Consider the following 18,626-nt stretch of genomic DNA (forward strand, 5'->3'; position numbering starts at 1 on the left):
CGGCGGCGGCGCCTACGGTTCGTCCGCACGGGGAGGTGAGCATGCGCTTCGTCCACACCGCCGACTGGCAGCTGGGCATGACGCGGCGGTTCCTCGGTGCCGGTCGGGTCGGGCAGGCGGTCGGGGAGGCGCAGGCGCGCTTCGCGCAGGCCCGGCTGGACGCGGTGGTGGCGCTCGGGCGGGTCGCCGCCGACGAGGGGGCCGCCTTCGTCGTGGTGTGCGGCGACGTGTTCGAGTCCAACCTCGTGGGGCCCGACGTGGTCGGGCGGGCGTGCGAGGCGCTGCGCTCGTTCACCGTGCCGGTGCTGCTCCTGCCCGGGAACCACGACCCGGCGGACGCCGCCCTGGTGATGCGCCGGGCCGACTTCGCGCGCCGCTGCCCGCCGCACGTCACGGTGCTCGACACCCCCGGGGTCTACGAGGTGGCACCGGGGGTCGAGGTCGTCGCGGCACCGTGGGCCACGAAGCGCCCGCTCTCCGACCTCGTGGGCGACCGGCTGCGCGCGCTCGACCCCGCACCCGACGGCGTCGTCCGGGTGCTCGCGGGGCACGGCGCGGTCGATGTGCTGAGCCCCGACGAGCACGACCCGGCCGTCATCCGCACCGAGGCGTGCCGCGCGGCGCTGGCCGACGGACGGGTGCACTACGTGGCGCTGGGCGACCGGCACTCGACCTGGCAGCTGCACGGTGAGCCGCGCATCGCCTACTCCGGCGCCCCGGAGGTCACCTCGCACGAGGAGACCGACCCCGGCAACGTGCTCGTGGTCGACGCCGGGCCCGACGGCGCCTCGGTGCGCCCGGTCCGGGTCGGCCGCTGGGCGTTCGCCCGCGAGGAGGCCGTGGTCGACACCGACGAGGACCTCGCGGCGCTCGACGCCCGGCTGGGCGCGGTCGCGGCGCCGGAGCGCACCGCCCTGCGACTGGCCGTCGAGGGCACGGTGACGCTGCGGCAGCGGACGCGGCTCGACGAGATCGCCGAGGCGCACGCGCCGGTGTTCGCCGCGCTCGAGGTCGACGCGGCCGCGGTGGTGACGCGCCCGGACGACGCGGACGTCGAGGACCTGGGGCTGACCGGGTTCGCCGCCGACGCGGCCCGCGAGCTCGCCGACGCCGCCCGGGACACCGCCGATCCGGAGGCGCTGGACGCGCTCGCCCTGCTGCACCGCCTGGCGGTGACGCGGTGAGGCTGCTCCGCATCCGGCTCCGGGACTTCCGCGGCGTGCACGACCGGGAGGTCCGGCTCGCCGAGTCCGGCGTGACGGTGCTCGAGGGCGAGAACGAGGTCGGCAAGACCTCGACGGTCGCGGCGCTGGACCTGCTGGTCGACTTCCGCGACGACTCGAAGGCCGCACCGGTGCGGGCGGCCGCCCCGGCCGGGCGCGACGCCGGGCCGGAGGTGGAGGCGGAGTTCGTCACCGGGCCCTACCACCTCGTCTACCGCAAGCGCTGGCTGCGGCGGCGGCTCACCGAGCTCACCGTGCACACCCCGGTCCCCGAACAGCTCGCCGGGCGGGAGGCACACGACCGGCTGCTCGCGATCCTCGACGAGACGATGGACCGCAGCCTGTGGCTCGCGCTGCGGGTGGAGCAGCACACCCCGCTCGGGCAGGCCGACCTCGGCGGGCACGACGCGCTGTCCCGCGCGCTCGACCTGGCCGCCGCCGGGGCGGGCGGCGAGGGCGCCGGTCCCGCCGCCGACGCAGCGGCGGAGGGCCTGGTGGAGCGGGCGCTCGCCGAGGTGCGCCGCTACCACGGCGGCCACGGGCGGCCCGTCGGCCCGCTCCGCGAGGCGGCGGACCGGCTGACGGCGGCCCGCGCGGAGGTCGACCGCGCGACGGCGGCCGTCACCGAGGTCGAGCGGGACGTCGAGCGGCGCGCCGAGCTCGACCGGGAGGCGACCGGGCTCGCCGAGGAGCGCCGGGCGCAGGCCGACCGGGTGCGCGAGCTGGAGGACCGGTGGTCGGGTCTGCAGGCCCGGCAGCAGGAGGTCGCCACCAGCGGCGAGCGGGCCGGGGCGGCCCGGGAGCGCGCCGCGCGGGCCACCGAACGGCAGGACGCGCGGGCCGCGCTCGTCGCCACCGCCGCGAGCACCCAGGACGCGGCGGCCCGGGCGGAGCACGACCTGGCGGCCCTCGAGTCCCGCGACGGCGCCCGCCGGGACGACCTCGCCGGGCACCGCGCGGCCGCCGACGCCGCGCGGGCCGCCTCCGACGCCGCGACCACGGCCGCGCGTGCCGCCGCGGGCGCCCTCACGCTCGCCCGGGACCGGGCGGAGCTGGCCGCGCTGCGGGGCCGGCTGCGGCGCGCGGAGACCGCGGAGGAGGCCCGCCGGGAGGCGGCCCGGGCCGCGGGCGGGCCGTGCGCCGACGCGGCCGCGGTGGAGCGCCTCGAGCAGCTCGACCGCGACGTCGTCCGGGCCGACGCCGAGCTGGCCGCGGGCGCCGCGACGGTCGAGATCATCGGCCTCGACGCCGGGGCCACCGTGACCGTCGACGGCGCCGAGCGCCGGGTGGCGGCCGACGAGACCGCGACGCTGCCGGTGGCGGGCCCGGTGAGCGTGGGCGTCCCCGGCGCGGTGCGGGTCGTCGTGCAGCCCGGGCTCGACGCGGTGGCCGCCCGCCGGCGGGTGGCCGACGCCCGCAGCGCCCGCGACGCCCTGTGCACCACGCTGGGCGTCGCCGACGTGGCCGCCGCCCGGGCCGGCCTGCGGGCGGCCGGCGAGGCCGCCGCCCGCGTGCGGGAGCTCGCGGCCGTGGTCGACCGCGAGCTGGACGGCCGCACCCTCGACGACGCCCGCGCCGCCATCGCCGCGCTCGTCGAGCGGCTCCCGGCCGAGCCCGCGCCGGGCCCTGATCCCGACGCCGCGCGCACCGGCCGCCGCCGGGCCCGCCGCCCGGCCCCCGACGAGCCGGGCCTGTTCGAGGAGGCCGGGCTCCTCGACGACGCCGCGGCCGACCCGGAGCCCGAGGACCTCGAGCCGCTGCGCCTCGAGGCCGTCCGCACCCTGGACGCCGCCGACGCGGCCCACCGGGCCGCGCGCGAGGCCGAGGAGGCATGGCGCCGCACGGACGAGGCCGTGTCCGCGGCGGGCACCGAGGTCGCGGCGGCGCGGACCGCGCTCGCGGTCGCCCGCAGCGAGGCCGACCGGCGGGCCGCGGAGCTGGCGGACGCCCGCGCCGAGCAGCCCGACGACGCCCTCGCCGCCGCCGCGACCGAGGCACTCGCCCGGGCGCGGCGCCACGAGGCCGACCACGAGCAGCGCGCCGCGGCCCTGGACGCCGACGACCCGACCACGGTGGAGGCGCTGTACACGACGGCCAAGCGGGCCGTGGAGTCGCTGCAGGCCCGCACCGCGGACGTCGACCGGCAGCGCGCCGAGGTCACGGGGCGCCTGCAGGTCGCGGGCGGCGAGGGCCGCCACGACCGGCTGGCCGCGGCCCGGTCCGAGCTGGCCGCGGCCGAGCGCACCCACGCCGCCGTGACGCGCCGGGCGGCCGCGGCGGTCCGGCTGCACGAGACGCTGGCCCGGCGCCGCGACGAGGTCCGGCGCGCCTACGTCGCCCCGTTCCGCCGCGAGGTCGAACGCCTCGCCCGGATCGTGTTCGGCCCGTCGCTGACCCTCGAGGTCGACCCGTCACTGCGGATCGTCACGCGCACGCTGAACGGCGTCACCGTCCCGTTCGACGCGCTGTCCACGGGGGCGAAGGAACAGCTCGGGCTGTGCGCCCGGCTGGCGGTGGCGGCGCTCGTCGACGCCGAGGACGGTGTCCCGGTGCTGATCGACGACGCGCTGGGGCACTCCGACCCGGCCCGGCTCGAGCGGCTGGCCGCGGTGTTCGGCGCGGCGGCCGCGGGCTCGTCGCACCAGGTCGTGGTGCTCACCTGCACCCCGGCGCGCTACCGCGGGATCGGGGCGGCGAGCACGGTCACGCTGGACCCGTCCTACCCGCCGCCGGAGGCCGTCCCCGCACCGCCTCCCGAGCCGGCCGTGGACGGGAACGAGGACGGCGACGAGGCGCCGGCGCGGTGGTCCGAGGTCGGCTGATCAGGCCTCGAGCGCGATGGCGGTGAGCACGAACCCGTCGGACACCGTCCAGCGTCCGGTGAACGCCGTGCGCTCGGTGCCGTCGACGACCGGGCCGGGCACGAGCAGCCGCGCGTGGAAGGTGCCGTCCGCACCCGGCGTCAGGACCGCCTCCTCGAAGCCCAGCCAGCGCCCGGTGAGCGGGAACCAGGTCTTGTAGACCGACTCCTTGGCCGAGAAGAGCAGCCGGTCCCAGTGCACGTCGGGGCGCTGCGCGGCGAGCGCCGCGAGGACCGCCCGCTCCTCCGGCGACGACACCGCCTCGAGCACGCCCTCGGGCAGCACGTCGTGCTGCTCCGCGTCGACGCCCACCGAGCGGACCGCCGCCGACCACGCGACCGCCGCCCCGCGGAAGCCCTTGGTGTGGGTGATCGACCCGACCACGCCGTCCGGCCACACCGGGGAACGCTTCTCCCCCACCGGCACCGACGCCGCGGGAGCCCCCAGCCCGGCCAGGGCCGCGCGGGCGCAGGCCCGGCCGGTGGTGAACTCCGCCCGGCGGGTCGCCACGGCCTGCGCGACGGCGGGCTCCTCGTCGGGGTGCAGCGGCTCCGCGGCGTCGTCGTCGAACCGGACCACGGTGACCACCGAGGCCGGCAGCACGCCGGCGAGGGGGTTCATCGCACGGACTCCCAGCGCGCCCCGCGCTCGCGGGCCCACGCGGTGAAGGGGTCGGGCTCCTGCGGCTCGGGCGCGGGGAGGATGCGGCGCAGCGGGCCCCGGACGAGGTCGTGGTGCTGCCACTCGCGCGGGTAGCCGACGGACACCTCCTCGAAGCGGACCCCGTCCTCCCACGTGGTGCGCGGGAGGTGGAGGTGCCCGTAGACCACGGCCGCGGCGTCGTACTCGAGGTGCCAGCGCGCGGTCTCCCGCGACCCGCACCACAGCGAGAACTCCGGGTGCCGCAGGACCTGCAGCGGCAGCTGGGTCAGCGGCCAGTGGTTGATCAGCACCGTCGACATCCCGGCGGGCCGCTCCGCGAGGCGGCGTCGGGTCTCGGCCAGGCGTTCGGCGCACCACGCGGCCGGGCCGGCGTGCGGCCGGGAGGCCATGAGGAACTCGTCGGTGCAGACGACCCCGGCCTCGCGGGCGGTCGCGAGCGCCTCCTCGTCGGACATCGGCACCATGTCCGGCCGGACCCGCCACGAGTAGTCGTAGAGCAGGAACATCGGGCACACGAGTACGTCGCCCCACATCGGCCACTCGTCCTCGGGGGTGAACACGCCGAGGGAGCGGCAGACCTCCACCAGGTGGGCGTAGCGCGCCGGGCCGACGAGCTGGACGTCGTCCCCGGGCGGTGTCCAGAGGTCGTGGTTGCCCGGGACCCAGATCACCCGGGCGAAGCGCTCCGCGAGCAGGGAGAGCGCCCAGCGGATGTCGGCGACGTTGTCGGCGACGTCGCCCGCGACGATCAGCCAGTCGCCGGGGTCGGTCGGGTGCATGTCGCGCACCACGTCCTGGTTCTCGCTGCGGTTGACGTGGAGGTCGCTGGTCGCGAGCAGGCTGGGAGCCATCGGGTCCCACTCTAGTGGCGCGCCGCCCGGACCGGGATTCGTCATGATGTCGTCGTGCCCCCGCGTCACCTGACGTCCCTGCCGATCCCGCAGCGCCTGCGGTCGGCGATGGCGGAGACCGACTACGACCGCGCCGGGCTCCTCGAGGGACTGGCCGGGGACGACCGCCGCGTGCGGGTCGAGGTGCTGTCGACGCTCGCGGCCGACGGGGTCGGGATCGAGACGATGCGGGAGGCGATCGAGCGCGACCGGCTCGGCCTGCTGCTCATCGAGCGCACGCTCTCCCCCGAGGACGGCTGGTCGATGTCGGGGATCTGCGAGCACACCGGGCAGGACCCCGACGTCGTCTCGAAGTGGTTCCGGGCCCTCGGCCGGCCGGTGTCGGCCGACCCCGAGGAGGAGATCTACACCGACGAGGACGCCGAGATCGCGGAGCGCATCGAGCGCTACCGCGCCCTGGGGTTCACCGACGACGAGATGATGCCGGTGGTCCGCGCGATCGGGCGCGGCGTGCTGAACATGGCCGACGCCCTGGGCGGCCTGCTCGGCGAGGCCCTGCTCGCGGCCGGCGAGCCGGAGCCGGAGCTGGCGCTGCGCTATGCCCTCGAGGCCCGCCGGATCGCCGAGCACGACCTGCTGCACCTCACCCACCTGGTCTCGGTGGCCCTCGCCGACCGCATCCGGTCGCACGCGGTCGCGGTGGAGGAGTCCTCGGCGGGGCGCCTGCAGGGGGCGCAGGAGGTGTCGGTGTGCTTCGCGGACCTGGTCGGGTTCACCGACCTCGGTGAGAACGTGTCGGCGGTGGAGCTCTCCGAGGTGGCCGAGCTGCTCTCAGCGTGCGCGACCGACGTCGCGGTGCGTCCGGTGCGCCTGGCCAAGACGATCGGCGACGCGGTGATGCTGGTGTCCTCGGACACCACGGCGCTGGTGCGGGCGGCCGTCGAGCTCGCGCGCCGCTGGGCCGACGCCGACGACGGCCGCCCGGATGTGCGCGTCGGGGTGGCCAGCGGGATCGGGGTCCCGCACGCCGGCGACTGGTTCGGCCCGCCGGTCAACCTCGCGTCCCGCGTCACGACGACGGCGCGCCCCGGGCAGGTGGTGGTCACCGCCGCCGTGCACGACGCCGTCGTCGCCCGGCTCGGCGAGGAGGGGTCGGCCGGGGAGTTCCGCTGGCGCGTGGCGGCGCCGCGGCGGTTCAAGGGCATCCGGGGGGCGCAGCGCCTCTACCGGGTCACCGCCGTGTCCTGACCGGTACGCGGGCCGACGACGAGGTGCCGGGGTCGGCGGCGGTCCGCTCCCCAGCGACCGCCGCCGACCCGGGCAGTCGGCGTTCCCCGAACACCGACACCAACCGTCCGTCGGTGCGAGAACAGTGAGGCACGGACCACTGTTTCGTCCAGCGAGAACCCTCGATCACCACATGAGTTCACCCGGTGGAGTGCTACTTCGAGGGCTTGCGCGCGTGCTCGCCGGCCCGGAGGCGCATGAGGTTGACCGCCACGACCATCGTCGTGATCACCCCGAGCACGAACAGCACGAAGCCCACGGCCGGTGACGCTCCCGTGAGCACCAGCGCGAGGCCGGCCAGCAGGAGCACGGCGCTGAGTGCCCAGCCGACGAGGAGCAGGCGCATCGGCGTCGTCCCGAGCCGCGCCGCGAGGCGTTCCACCATGGTCACGAGTCTAGAGGCGTCAGGCGGCCAGGCAGAGGTCGTCCAGCCAGGAGACGACCGTCCGCGCCGCGAGGCCGCGGCTGGTGTCGAGCAGCGCCCGGAGCTGGGCGGCGGTCCACAGCGTCGCCGCGCGGTCGAGATGGCCGCGCACCAGCTGCTCGGCGAGGGCGACGACCTGCGCGCGGCGGTCCGCGGCCAGGCCGTCCAGGGACTCGAGGTTGGCGAGCACCGAGCGGGCGGCGACCCGCGCCTGCTCACTCGTTCGGTGCCGATCGTTCACGAGCCTGGACGCTACGCAAAGTACATGGATGTCACTCACTGCATCCGCGAGGAGCGGTCGATCGGCGCGCTCAGCGGTCGTCCGGAGCAGGCCGTGCCGTCAGTGGGCGGACGCCGTCGCGCGCGGCCGGAGGCCGACGAGGCGGTGCCGGCCCCGCCGGGCGCCCTCGGTGGGCGCGGCGGACGGAGCGGCCGGAGCGGGCGGCGGGGCGGCCGGGTCGAGCGCGCGCACCAGGTCGGAGAAGCGCGCGATCCGCACCGTGCGGCCGTCCGGCTCGGCGAGCACGGTGTCGTCGTAGCGCCGGGCCGGGTCCCCGTCGAGCTGGTCGCGGACCGCGTCGCGGGCGCTCGTCGTCGTCGGCCGCACGCGGGGAGCCTCGGCGAGGCGCTCCGCCGCCCGGTGCGCGAACACCGCCCGGCCGTACGGACTCGCGATCGTCAGCAGGAACCGGTTCCGGTCGACGTAGCCCGTGGCGCGGCCGGACCCGTCGACCAGTACCACGCCGGCGCACTCCGGGTCCTCCGCGAGCGCGGTGCGGACCTCGTCGCCGGTCACGGAGTCGGCGAGGACGGTCGCGGGGCGCGCGACGTCGGCGAGGGTGATCTCGCGTCCCGACGGCGGGTCGGGTACCTCGACCGGCGTCGGGGCGGTGTCCCGCAGGCGTGAGGACAGGCCCGGCGCGAGGACGACCTCCGCCGGCAGGGCGCTGTGCTGCTCGGCCGCGAGCACCGGACCGGAGGCGACCGCGATCCCGCGGGCGCGCAGGTCGCGCAGCTCGGCCTCCTCGCGGACCCCGTCGGCCACGAGCACGAGGTCGGTGGCCCGGGCGAGGGTGGCCGCGGCCTCCAGGGTGGCCAGGGCCGCCGGGTCGCCGGTCCGAACGCCCGCGAGGCAGGCGCCGTCGAGCACCAGTTCGTCGGGGGCGAGCCGGACGATCTCGGCGGGGGCGAACCCGCACGCGGGCAGGGTGATCGAGAACCCGTCGCGGCGGGCCTCGGCGATGCCGTCGGCCAGGGCGCCGGTCGACGCGGAGCGCGTCCGCGCGCCGAGCAGCAGGCCGACCCCGGCGCTGCGGCCGTCACCGTGCAGCATCGCGGGGCGGACCGCCCGCAGGCGGTGCGGCGCGTGCGCGACGACGTCGGCCGGGACCGGGAGGTGGACCGTGACCGGGGAGGTCCCCGCGGCCCGGGCGGCGGTCAGCACCGTCGCGACCGCGCGCTGCACCTGGTCCCCGTAGGGTTCCGCCGACTCGTCGGAGGACCGCAGTCCCGGCCAGCGCTCGGGCGGGGTCGCGGTGAACCCGACGATGCGTCCGCCGGCGAGGTCGAGGCGGGGGGCGAAGGTCGTGCGTGCCCCCACCATCGCGAGGTGAGTACTCACACCTCAGCGCTCCTCCCCGCCCGGTCACCGGATGAGCTGCTGAGCAGTGCACCGTTCGTCCGGCCGAGTGTCACCCGACAGGACATGAAGGGCGGTCAGCGGTCGGTTTGGAGCGACGACCGGCGAGTGCTGGGCCACGAAGCTACGCAACGTGCGCGTTCGGGTGACGCTGCGCGGTGGCCCGAGACCGAAGCTGCATCCGCGGGCGACATCCCGCTCCTGCTCCGTCTGCGCCGCGACCTTCCTCCAAGGAGAGGTCTCGACGGAGGACGACATGGCGGTGCCCGTTCTGATCGCAGCGGCGATCGGCCTGGCTGCGCTGGGAGGCGCCGTGGAATGCCTCGGTCCCGAGGCCTCCGCGCACCTGGCTTCGCTGCTTGCCCCAGGTGACGTCGTCACGCTCACCTACGACGAGGACAGGTTCGACCGGTACGGCCGTGTCCTGGCAGGGGTCGAGAAGGGCGACGTACTCGTCAACGCCGAGATGGCGCGGCAGGGGCTCGGCGTGGCGGTCGAGTACCCCCGAACGACCGTTTCTACGACGAGGTCCTCGAGGCCCAGCGCGAAGCCGAGACGGCGCAGGCCGGGTTGTACTCGGCCGCCGTCGCCTGCACCCTGCCGGGACGGGTGAGCACCGTCGAGGCGACGGTCTCCGGCCCCCTGCCCTCGACACCCGAAGCCATGGACGCCGAGGCGGCGCGGCTCGCGGGGGCGGCCGGCGTCGCGGCCGGTGTGGCGCGATGGTTCGACCTCCCGCACATCGGCCCGTCGTGGACCGCCTTCACGCCCGACCAGCGCCGCAGCCTCCGGGACCGGGCGGCCCGGGCGGAGACCACCATGCGTTCGAGCGGGCCCGCGTGGGCGGACCGGGCGACGACCGCCCGCGCCCAGGCGGAGGCGGCCCGGGTCGCCGAGGAGAGCCGACTGAAGGCCGACGCCGAGTCGCGGGCCCGTGCCGAGGCCGACGCACGACGGGCCGAGGCCGCCGCCCGCGAGGAGCAGCGCCGCGCCGCGGCTGCTGCACGGGCCGAGCAGCGCCGTACTGACGCGGAGGCCGCAGCCACGCGGAGGGCGGCGAGCTCGTCGTCCGGCACCTCGGGGAGCTCGAGCTCCGGAGCAGGCGCCTACCCGGGCTACACGGGTCCGCGGTGCTACGCGCCGGGCGGGAAGACCTGGCGGCCGTGCTAGGTCGGTTGGTGGCGTGTGTGGTGCTCAGGATCCCTGTGCACCACACACGGCACTCATCGACCTAGCGTCCCCACCCCGCATCGGCTCGCCGGCGGCCGACGAGGACGCTCACGGCCGCACGGCCACCATGTTCATCGCCAGGCCCGTGAGGACCGCGCGGTCGTTGTCGGTCAGGAGCTCGATGCGGGTCCGGACGATCCCCCGGTCGGGCTTCGAGCGCGAGACCCGCGACTCCGCGACCGTCACCCGCAACCGCACGTCCTCCCCCGGCCGCAGCGGCGCCGGCCACCGCAGCTCGTCGACCCCGGGCGAGGCGAGGCTCGCGACCGCCGAGATGTAGTGTTCGCAGTACATGCGCATCATCAGGCCCGCGGTCTGCCAGCCGCTCGCGATCAGCCCGCCGAACGGTCCGGTCGCGGCCCAGTCGGGGTCGGTGTGCAGCCGCTGCGGGTCGTACCGCCGGCCGAACTCCACGATCTCGTCGCTCGTGAGCGCGAGCTTGCCGTACTCGTAGGTCTCGCCGACCACGTAGTCGGCGAACCACCGGTCGTCGATCGGGGCCGCGAAGTCGGTCGGGCCGAGCACCTGCGTCACGGTCGCGATCATGGCACCGACCGGTACTCCAGGCCTCCCTCGCCGGCGCGCCACGCCACGATCTTCGCGACGGTCACGACGACGGGCGTCGAGAACGTCGCCCGCCAGTCCGCGAACGACGTCCCGCCCAGCAGGTCCGCGTACTTCCGCGCGAAGGCGTCCTCGGCGGGTGGGTCGCCGTCGAGCTCCGCCCGCCCCTCCAGCAGCACGATGTCCCCGCCGCCCGCCGCGGAGTCGAGGTGCAGGGCGACTGCCGGGTCGCGGCGCAGGTGGTCGATCTTCAGCGTGTCCGGACGGCTGAAGACGGTCACCGTCGGGTCCGTCCATCCGAACCACACCGGCACCGCGTGGGGCCGGGTCGTCGCGAGCCAGATGACCGGCTCGGAGGTCAGCCGCTCGTGGGCGTGGGTCAGGACGGGATCGTCCGGGTCGAGGAGCATCGGCGGACCTCACAGGTTCTCGGGGGTCGCCCAGGGTCCTCCCGCCGCGGGGATCAGGCCAGCGAACCGCTCCCCCATCAGCCGGTGGGTCGCAGCGTCCGGGTGCAGCGCGTCGGGCAGCGGCAGCGCCTCCGCGTCCGCCTCGCCGTAGAGCTCGCGCCCGTCGAGGTGGGCCAGGTGCGGATCGTGCACCGCCCGCTGCGCGACGACCCGCGCGAGCGCGTCCCGGACCACGCGCAACGTCAGCCGCCCGGCGGGGACGTCGGCGGGGTCGCCGGTCGCCACGAAGCGCAGGGTGCCGTCGGCGAACACCGGGGCGCCCGGACCGGGCGTGTCCTCGTGGATGGGACAGAGCACGGCCGAGACGAGCAGCAGCGGCGTCGTCGGGTGGCCCTCTCGCACGGTGTCGAGGAACCCGTGCACCGCGGGCACGAACGCCCGCAGCCGCATCAGGTCGGCGTTCACCACGTTGATGCCGAGCTTGAGGCTGATGACGTCGGCCGGGGTGTCGCGGATGGCGCGGGCGGTGAACGGGTCCAGCAGCGCGCTGCCGCCGAACCCCAGGTTGACCAGCTCGACGCCGGCCGCGCGGGCCGCGATCGCCGGCCACGTCGTCGTCGGCGATGCCGCCCCGGAGCCGTGGCTGATGGAGCTGCCGTGGTGCAGCCACGTCCGGCCGACCGGCGCGGACGGGCGGAGCGGACGGTCGGCGCGGAGCGCGACGATGTCCGTGGTCTCGTGGGTCGGCAGCCAGATCTCGACGTCGTGCTCGCCGTCGGGGAGGTCGAGCCGCACGGTGCCGGCCGGACCCGGCGTCGTCACCCGCTCGCCGGTCTGCATGTCGACCTCGACGACGGTCCCGCCGGTGGTGCTCGCCGCGCCCACGAGGTCGGTGTCGACGACGAGGTCGTAGACGCCCTCGGGCCGGGGTGGGGCGCCGCGGTAGGTGACGACGGTGCGGTGGGTGTCCAGCTCGACCGCGGTCGCGTCGGTGCGGAACGCCAGCCGTACCCCCGAGGGCTGCGACTCCGCCATCGCGATCTGCGGCTCGTCGTACTGGGCGCGGGCCCAGGCGGGCAGGCGGTGCGGACGCAGCCCACGCTCGGTGCGCTCGAGGTCGAGCGCGCCGCGCAGGAGGTCGGGCGTGAGGTCGACGGGGAACATGATCTCGAGACCGTACGGCCGTGCCACCCTGGCGCGCGTGGAGATTCGCCCGTTCTACGACGAGTACCTCGCCACCTTCGTCGCGCTGTGCCGTGGGGACCACGACGACCCCGAGGCCCTCCTCGGCTACTACTCGGTGCCGCTGCTCCTGTCCGCGGACCGGACCGCCTGGCTCCGCACGGGCGACGAGGTCGTGGACGTGGTGCGCGCGCAGGCGGCCGACATGCGGGCCGCCGGGTTCGACCGCTCCGAGATGTCCGACCCGCGCACGGTCGCCCTCAACCCGACCACCGCGTGGTTCGGCGCCCGCTTCGTCCGGCGTCGGACCGACGGGTCCGCGATCGCGGAGTTCTCGGCGTTCTACCTGATCAGCGACCTCCCCGAGGGCCGACGGATCACCACGCTCGGCCTGGAGCTGTGAGGATGGCGGGCGTGGACACCGACGACCCGTACTCCTACGCCGACTCCGTCTGGGTCGACGCCTCGCCGCACCAGGTCTACGACGCCGTCTCCGACGTGACCCGCCATCCCGAGTGGAGCGTCTTCACCAAGTCCTGCGAGTGGGAGGACACCACCAGCGCGGTCGTCGGGGCGCACTTCACCGGACACAACTCGCGGCCGGGGCGCGAGTGGTCGACGCGCAGCGAGGTGGTCGCCGCGACGCCGGGGAAGGAGTTCGCGTGGGAGGTGCGCGACGGGTTCGTGCGGTGGGGCTTCGAGATGGCTCCCGACGGCGGGGGCACGCGCCTGACCCAGCGGTGGGACTTCCGGCCCACCGGGCGCGAGTGGGTCCGCGAGACGTTCGGCGAGGAGGGCATCACCCTGCGGGTGGACGACGCCCGGCACTCGATCCCGACGACGCTCGCGGCGATTAAGACGGTGCTGGAGTCGTCAGCCTCCTGACCCTCGCCGATCACCCGATCGTGGACCACGATGATCGGTTATGGGGGCAGGTGGTGCACGACGAACGGGGGTGATCGCCGGGACGACGACGGCTATCGCGCTGGCCGGCGCGGTCCTGACGAATCTGGTCACCGGGGACGACCCTCCGTGGTGGCTGTTGGTCGCCTTCGGCGTCGTGACTGTGCTCAGCATCGGGCTGGCTGCCTGGGGCGCGGTGGAAGCCCGTCGAGCGGAGCGCTTCGTGGCAGAGATGGCCCGTGACGCGGTCCTGCGTCCGGTGGCCAACCCGCCGGACTGGTCCGACGGCCGACCCGAGCTGGTGGCCCTGCTCTCCGCGTGGTCACGTACGACGCCGTTCGTTGGACGCTCTCGCGCCATGGATGAGTTCCTCGCGTGGATCGAGGACGCCAGCGTCGGAACGGTCCGGGTGCTCTGTGGCTCCAGCGGAGCCGGAAAGACACGCCTTGCGCTCGAGATCGCCGCGAGCGCTCCAACGGGGTGGGTTGGCGGCATCGCCGTGCCCGGACGGCTCGGGGAGGTCGTGCCTCGGACGGAGGCTTGCGGGGAGCCGGCCGTGGTTGTCGTCGACGATGCCGACCTCGTCCCCGACCTCGCCGCCCTCCTGGTCGCACTTGACGGCGCCCGGGTGCGTCTCAAGCTCATCCTGGTTGTCCGCGACCCGGACGCAGTGAACGCCGCGCTCGTCCGCGATGGGCACGACCATCTGGTCCGCCAGCGTCCCGTGATCGACGTCGAGCCGGTCGGCGAGGACGGCGACCGCAGCGGATGGTTCGCGCAGGCGCTGGAGGCGTTCCTGGCTGCACTCGGGACACCCGCACCACGCCGGCCGCGATCGGACGTCGGCATCATGGGTGAGCGCGGCGAACCGATGGCCGTGCTTGTGGCAAGAGCGGCTCTCGCGGCATTCGAGGGCGGCACGGCGACGTCGATCACGGCCGTGCGTACGACCCGCCGGATCGATCTGGCGCAGCGACTCGTCGATGCGGAGGAGGCCAGGTGGAGGCGTGCGGCCTCCACCTCCCGGGGGTCGGTCTCGGACCCTTCACGAGCAGCCGCTGTCCTCGCGCTCATCGTGTCCGGGGTCGCCGACTGCGAGGCGGCGGTCGGCGTTCTCGGCGCAGTGACGATGCTCCGAGGCCGCCCGGAGGGCGAACTCCGGGACGTCGTCGAGTGGGCGACGACGCTGTACCCCGAGACGCCCGGTGTACTCGTCGGCCCGCAGCCCGAGTTCCTCCGAGCCGCTCTGGTCATGCGCGTCCTGAGAGACGAGCGGCTCGACGTGGACAGCCTGCTTGCAGCTGACGGCTTCCAGCCCACCGTGCTGACTCGCAGCGCTGCCTGGTTCCCGGAGTCGGCCCCGGTCCTCGAACGCCTCCTCGACGTCCGTCCGGACCTGATCAGTGATGCCGTCCTCGCCAGTGTTCTAGCAGGATTCGCCGCGCAACGAACGCTCGTCCCCGCCCTCGAGACGCGACTGGTGACGTATCGGCTTCCGCCCTCCATGCGCCGCCGTCTCCTTCCACTCGTCGACCGCCTCGGAACGAGCCGCCTCCACGTCGTCCTCCGGGAGCAGGAACTCGACGACGTCGCTGCCGAGCCGAGGCCGTGGAGCTGGGAGACCCTGCGTGCCGTAGCCGACGCGCGTAGCGAGTTCGTCGAGGCCCTGACGGACAGCGGCGAGTTCGATCGGGCGAGTGCCATGGCATCAGTCGAGGTCGAGGAACGACGAGCGCTCGGGCCCGGTGCGCTGTGTCAGTACGCGACCGCGCTACGCAGCGAGGCCTTTCTCCTGAGCCTGCGCGGCTTCGACCGGAACGCGCTGGACGGACTCGCTTTCGCCGTGGCTCAGTTCCGGCTGATCCCTCCATCAGCCGAGCGGGACGGGGAGTACGGCTGGGCGCTCACTATCACCGGCAAGGTCTGCCTCGACCTTCAGTTGAACGATCGGGCGCTGGAGGCGCTCTCGTCGGCCCTAACGCTCCTCGCGCCTCTGGTTGACCTGACGCGTCCGAGCCGGGTGCCCCGGACACTGGAGCAACTCAGCCGAGCGATGCGACATCGACAGCGCTACGAGGAGGGGATGCAGTACGCGGACGATGCCGTCGCCCGTATCGGACGGCAACCACCCCATGCCAAGGAGAGCCGGGACGAAGCTGCCTGTCTTCTTGCGCGGGCAAAGGTGATCCTCAAGACCTCGTCGGTCTCCGCGACACAGCCGGCCATGGAGGAGGTGACGATCATCGCTCGCAGGATGTTCCAGGCCGAACCACGTCGGTTCGCGTCGGACTACGCCACCGCCCTTGCGAATCTCAGCGAGGTGCATCAACTCGTCGGGATGGCCGACAGCGCGCTCGCATTGATCGAGGAGGCCGTCGCGATCCGGCTCGACGTGGTGGAGCACGAGCCCGGCCGCGAAGCCGATCTGCAGGAAGCTCGAGTTCGGTACGCCTGGCATCTGCTTCACCGCGACCGGCTCGCCGATGCCGTCCGTGTCGCGGAGTCGGCGGTGGGCGGCCTTGAGGCACTCGACGGGCGCTCGGTGGCGCTGGCCGATGGCCTCGGCGTCCTGGGCACCGTCGAGTGGCGGCACGGCCGTCTCGATGCCGCGTGTGGTCACTTCCGTCGAGCGGCAGCGGCAACGGCCGCGCTCGCCGAGCAGGCTCCGGAGGTGGGCACCTCTGTCCACGCCTCGTACCTTGAGGACGTCGCCGGAGTCCTGTCCGATATGGGCGCGATCGAGGGGGAGCTGGACGTTCGAGGCGAAGTGGCGGCCTGGTGGGCCCGACTCGCTGAACTTGCCCCAGACCGCGTCAGGAAGCAACTGAACGAGGCACGCCGAACGCTCGCACGCCGAGTCTCCGAGGCCGGTCTGTCGCCGGGGGCCGCAGTCGACCTCGAGCGGATCGCTGCAGGACGCGTCGCAATTGGTGACGAGGCCGTCTAGGCCGGTCCCCCACCGACGCCGAACTCGTTGCCGTCGGGGTCGCGAAAGATCGCCTTGCGGACGCCGTTGTCGTAGGTCTCGGTGGTGGTGGGCTCGAGCCCGCGGGAGCGGGCCTCCGTCAGGAACGCGTCCAGGTCGTCGAGGAAGAGCGTGACCCGCGAGTGCCCCACGTGCGCGGTCCCCTCCTCGACGTAGACGTAGCGGTCCTCGGCGATCTCGAAGACGGCCTCGACGTCGTTCGGCAGGAACGCCGGCTCGGCGCCGAGAAGGCGGGTGTACCAGGCGATCGCGGCGGCGCGGTCCCGGACGTCGAGGGCAGCGAACAGGGCGGGCGGCACGACGGGCAGGGTGCCGCACTCACGCGGCGGAGTCGAGGTCCTGGCCCTTGACCAGCCACGCCGTCGCGAACGCGAACACCGCGACCGACTCCAGCCAGAGCAGGAGCCGGATCGCGTCGCGCGTGGCCTCGTCGAGCACCAGGCCGCCGACGACGGCCGCCAGCAGGGCGACCACGATGACGACGCCGCAGGCCAGGAACAGGCGCCGCCGACCGGGCGGGACGGTGTTCGTCGCGACGGCGGGGTCGCGGGGGAACAGGACCAGGCAGAAGACCGCCATCCCGGCGAAGAACACCGCGGCGGCGGTGAGGTGCACGCCGCCGACGATGCGCTGCAGGGTCGTCGGGTCGGCCGGCGTGGTGGGGCAGAGCCCCACGACCGCCGAGGCGATGCCCGCCACCGTGCCCACGCGGCGTTCCCACTCGCCGTAGCGGTAGGTCACCAGGAACACCGCGAAGGCGATCTGCGCGCCGACGAAGAGGTTGCCGGAGTAGGTGTAGTAGTAGCCGCTGATCGAGCTCTGGACGGACGCCCAGAACCCGGGCGCCGGCGGGCCGCCGGTCCCCGCGACGACGAGCGACCACACCCAGTGGAACGCCACGACCAGCACCGGCAGGGCGAGCCCGACCGCGCCGACCAGGCGCCGCAGCAGCAGGTGGGACCGGACGAACCAGCGGTCCTCGAGCCAGTCGGTCACCGAGAACGCCGCGGGCCTCGCCACGGCTGATCATCGTGCCAGCCTCGCCTCCGTGGACCGACGCCGACTAGCGTCCGGCGGGTGGTCGACGGGATCGACGTGTACGACCCGGCCGTGTTCGCGCGGGGCGTCCCGCACGAGGCGCTGCGCCGGCTGCGCGACGAGGCGCCGGTGGCGTGGCAGGACGAGCACGCGATCGGCGACTGGCCGGGCGGGCCCGGCTTCTGGGCGGTCACCCGCTACGACGACGTGCGGTTCGTCCTGCGCAGCCCCGAGCTCTTCAGCTCCTCCCTCGGCGCCACGCAGATCCGGGACCCCGAGCCCGAGGACCTGCCGTTCATCCGCCGGATGATCCTCAACATGGACCCGCCGGAGCACCAGCGGGTGCGGCGGCTGGTCACCGCCGCCTTCACCCGCCGTCGTCTGGAGCGCTTCACCGACGACGTCGCCGCACGGGCGCGCTCCCTGCTCGCCGCCGTCGCCGGCGACGGCGGGTGCGACCTCCCGGTCCAGGTCACGGACGACTTCCCGCTGGCCAACCTCGCCGAGCTGCTGGGCGTGCCGGAGTCCGACCGGCACCTGCTGCTGGAGTGGACCAACCGGGTCATCGGCTACCAGGACCCGGAGCACGCCGAGGTGGTCCGCGACGAGCGCGGCCGACCGGTCAACCCGCGTTCTCCGGCGATGCTGGCCGAGATGTTCGCCTACGCCGGGGAGCTCGCGGAGCACAAGCGTCGCCACCCGGCCGACGACGTGCTGACGGCGCTCGTCGAGGCCCGGGTCGACGGCGAGCGGCTCGACGACACCGAGCTGCAGATGTTCTTCTTCCTGCTCACGATCGCCGGCAACGACACCGTGCGCTCCGCGCTACCCGGCGGCGTGCTCGCGCTGGCCGAAAACCCCGACGAGTACGAGCGGCTCCGCGGGGAGCGGGCGCTGCTGCCGGGCGCGATCGAGGAGATGCTGCGGTGGCACCCGCCGGTGCTGACGTTCCGGCGGACCGCCACGCAGGACACCGAGCTGGGCGGGGTCGGGATCGCCGCCGGGGACAAGGTCGTCGTCTACCACGTGTCCGCGCACGTCGACGAGCGTCACTTCGCCGACCCGTTCCGCTTCGACCTCGCCCGCGACCCCAACGACCACCTCGCCTTCGGGCAGGGCCCGCACCTGTGTCTCGGCGCCCACTTCGCGCGGATGCAGATGCGGGAGTTCTTCGCCGCCTTCCTCGACGTGCTGCCGCCGGTACAGCTCGACGGCGAGCCGCGGCGCCTCACGTCGAACTTCATCAACGGGCTGACGCACCTGACGCTGCGGTGGTGACGCTCCGCGGGCGTCAGCAGTGCGGCCATGCTGACACTGGACGTCACAGAAGCACGTCATATCGCGGAGAGGTTCGTCTACGCTTGT

19 protein-coding genes are annotated in these 18,626 nt (G+C 74.8%); 9 read left to right on the plus strand and 10 right to left on the minus strand.

What is annotated here, in order from left to right:
* Positions 1-41 precede the first annotated feature (41 nt).
* Positions 42-1,184, plus strand: a complete 1,143-nt coding sequence (locus tag WCD74_RS02445) for a metallophosphoesterase family protein (protein ID WP_337693225.1) — start codon at positions 42-44, stop codon at positions 1,182-1,184.
* Positions 1,181-4,045: a hypothetical protein gene (locus WCD74_RS02450; protein ID WP_337693226.1), complete on the plus strand. Its 2,865-nt coding sequence runs from the start codon at positions 1,181-1,183 to the stop codon at positions 4,043-4,045. The genes WCD74_RS02445 and WCD74_RS02450 overlap by 4 nt, the downstream gene beginning before the upstream one ends.
* On the opposite strand, the gene WCD74_RS02455 is transcribed toward WCD74_RS02450, so the two are convergent.
* Both WCD74_RS02455 and WCD74_RS02460 read right to left on the minus strand, forming a co-directional pair.
* A complete protein-coding gene (locus WCD74_RS02455) occupies positions 4,046-4,705 on the minus strand; it encodes a 4'-phosphopantetheinyl transferase family protein (RefSeq protein ID WP_337693227.1) in 660 nt (219 codons plus the stop codon).
* Positions 4,702-5,598, minus strand: coding sequence for a metallophosphoesterase family protein (locus WCD74_RS02460; RefSeq protein WP_337693228.1), 897 nt, complete (start codon positions 5,596-5,598; stop codon positions 4,702-4,704). The genes WCD74_RS02455 and WCD74_RS02460 overlap by 4 nt, the downstream gene beginning before the upstream one ends.
* A 54-nt stretch (positions 5,599-5,652) precedes the next feature.
* Between WCD74_RS02460 and WCD74_RS02465 the strand changes: the two genes are divergently transcribed.
* Positions 5,653-6,846, plus strand: a complete 1,194-nt coding sequence (locus WCD74_RS02465) for an adenylate/guanylate cyclase domain-containing protein (protein ID WP_337693229.1) — start codon at positions 5,653-5,655, stop codon at positions 6,844-6,846.
* Between the two features lie 193 nt (positions 6,847-7,039).
* Here the strand turns inward: WCD74_RS02465 and WCD74_RS02470 are convergent, their stop codons facing one another.
* The 3 genes from WCD74_RS02470 to WCD74_RS02480 form a co-directional block, all read right to left on the minus strand.
* Positions 7,040-7,270, minus strand: a complete 231-nt coding sequence (locus WCD74_RS02470) for a hypothetical protein (RefSeq protein ID WP_337693230.1) — start codon at positions 7,268-7,270, stop codon at positions 7,040-7,042.
* 19 nt (positions 7,271-7,289) lie between these two features.
* Positions 7,290-7,550 (minus strand): hypothetical protein, encoded by a 261-nt coding sequence (locus WCD74_RS02475; protein WP_337693231.1) that lies wholly within the window; start codon positions 7,548-7,550, stop codon positions 7,290-7,292.
* Positions 7,551-7,649: 99 nt separating this feature from the next.
* Entirely contained in the window at positions 7,650-8,930 is a 1,281-nt protein-coding gene (locus tag WCD74_RS02480; protein ID WP_337693232.1) for a hypothetical protein, read from the minus strand.
* Between the two features lie 274 nt (positions 8,931-9,204).
* On the opposite strand from WCD74_RS02480, the gene WCD74_RS29905 reads away from it, so the two are divergent.
* Positions 9,205-9,561: a thermonuclease family protein gene (locus tag WCD74_RS29905; protein ID WP_373696021.1), complete on the plus strand. Its 357-nt coding sequence runs from the start codon at positions 9,205-9,207 to the stop codon at positions 9,559-9,561.
* Positions 9,558-10,118: a hypothetical protein gene (locus WCD74_RS02485; protein ID WP_337693233.1), complete on the plus strand. Its 561-nt coding sequence runs from the start codon at positions 9,558-9,560 to the stop codon at positions 10,116-10,118. The genes WCD74_RS29905 and WCD74_RS02485 overlap by 4 nt, the downstream gene beginning before the upstream one ends.
* A 108-nt stretch (positions 10,119-10,226) precedes the next feature.
* On the opposite strand, the gene WCD74_RS02490 is transcribed toward WCD74_RS02485, so the two are convergent.
* From WCD74_RS02490 to WCD74_RS02500, 3 genes are read right to left on the minus strand one after another with little or no spacing between them, the layout of a single operon-like run.
* Positions 10,227-10,712, minus strand: a complete 486-nt coding sequence (locus tag WCD74_RS02490; protein WP_444876336.1) for a MaoC family dehydratase — start codon at positions 10,710-10,712, stop codon at positions 10,227-10,229.
* An 8-nt stretch (positions 10,713-10,720) separates the two neighbouring features.
* On the minus strand, positions 10,721-11,152 hold the full coding sequence (locus tag WCD74_RS02495; protein ID WP_337693235.1) for a pyridoxamine 5'-phosphate oxidase family protein: 432 nt from the start codon (positions 11,150-11,152) through the stop codon (positions 10,721-10,723).
* Positions 11,153-11,161: 9 nt separating this feature from the next.
* Positions 11,162-12,316: an SGNH/GDSL hydrolase family protein gene (locus WCD74_RS02500; RefSeq protein ID WP_337693236.1), complete on the minus strand. Its 1,155-nt coding sequence runs from the start codon at positions 12,314-12,316 to the stop codon at positions 11,162-11,164.
* 37 nt (positions 12,317-12,353) lie between these two features.
* Between WCD74_RS02500 and WCD74_RS02505 the strand changes: the two genes are divergently transcribed.
* From WCD74_RS02505 to WCD74_RS02515, 3 genes are all read left to right on the plus strand, one after another.
* Complete coding sequence (locus WCD74_RS02505) at positions 12,354-12,737, plus strand: DUF6841 family protein (RefSeq protein ID WP_337693237.1); 384 nt, start codon at positions 12,354-12,356, stop codon at positions 12,735-12,737.
* Positions 12,738-12,748: 11 nt separating this feature from the next.
* The gene (locus tag WCD74_RS02510; RefSeq protein ID WP_337693238.1) at positions 12,749-13,219 is read left to right on the plus strand and encodes an SRPBCC family protein; all 471 of its coding nucleotides are present in this window, start codon (positions 12,749-12,751) and stop codon (positions 13,217-13,219) included.
* 70 nt (positions 13,220-13,289) lie between these two features.
* A complete protein-coding gene (locus WCD74_RS02515) occupies positions 13,290-16,184 on the plus strand; it encodes a hypothetical protein (RefSeq protein ID WP_337693239.1) in 2,895 nt (964 codons plus the stop codon).
* Here WCD74_RS02515 and WCD74_RS02520 read toward each other — a convergent pair.
* Complete coding sequence (locus WCD74_RS02520) at positions 16,181-16,522, minus strand: VOC family protein (RefSeq protein ID WP_337693240.1); 342 nt, start codon at positions 16,520-16,522, stop codon at positions 16,181-16,183. The two genes, WCD74_RS02515 and WCD74_RS02520, sit on opposite strands and share 4 nt — an antisense overlap.
* Before the next feature lie 19 nt (positions 16,523-16,541).
* Positions 16,542-17,243 (minus strand): DUF998 domain-containing protein, encoded by a 702-nt coding sequence (locus WCD74_RS02525; RefSeq protein ID WP_337693241.1) that lies wholly within the window; start codon positions 17,241-17,243, stop codon positions 16,542-16,544.
* Positions 17,244-17,300: 57 nt separating this feature from the next.
* On the opposite strand from WCD74_RS02525, the gene WCD74_RS02530 reads away from it, so the two are divergent.
* Positions 17,301-18,539 carry a cytochrome P450 gene (locus WCD74_RS02530; protein WP_337693242.1) on the plus strand — a complete coding sequence of 413 codons (1,239 nt, stop codon included), beginning with the start codon at positions 17,301-17,303 and terminating at the stop codon, positions 18,537-18,539.
* Positions 18,540-18,626: the final 87 nt, after the last annotated feature.

Source organism: Actinomycetospora aurantiaca (assembly GCF_037401875.1).
Lineage (GTDB): Bacteria > Actinomycetota > Actinomycetes > Mycobacteriales > Pseudonocardiaceae > Actinomycetospora > Actinomycetospora aurantiaca.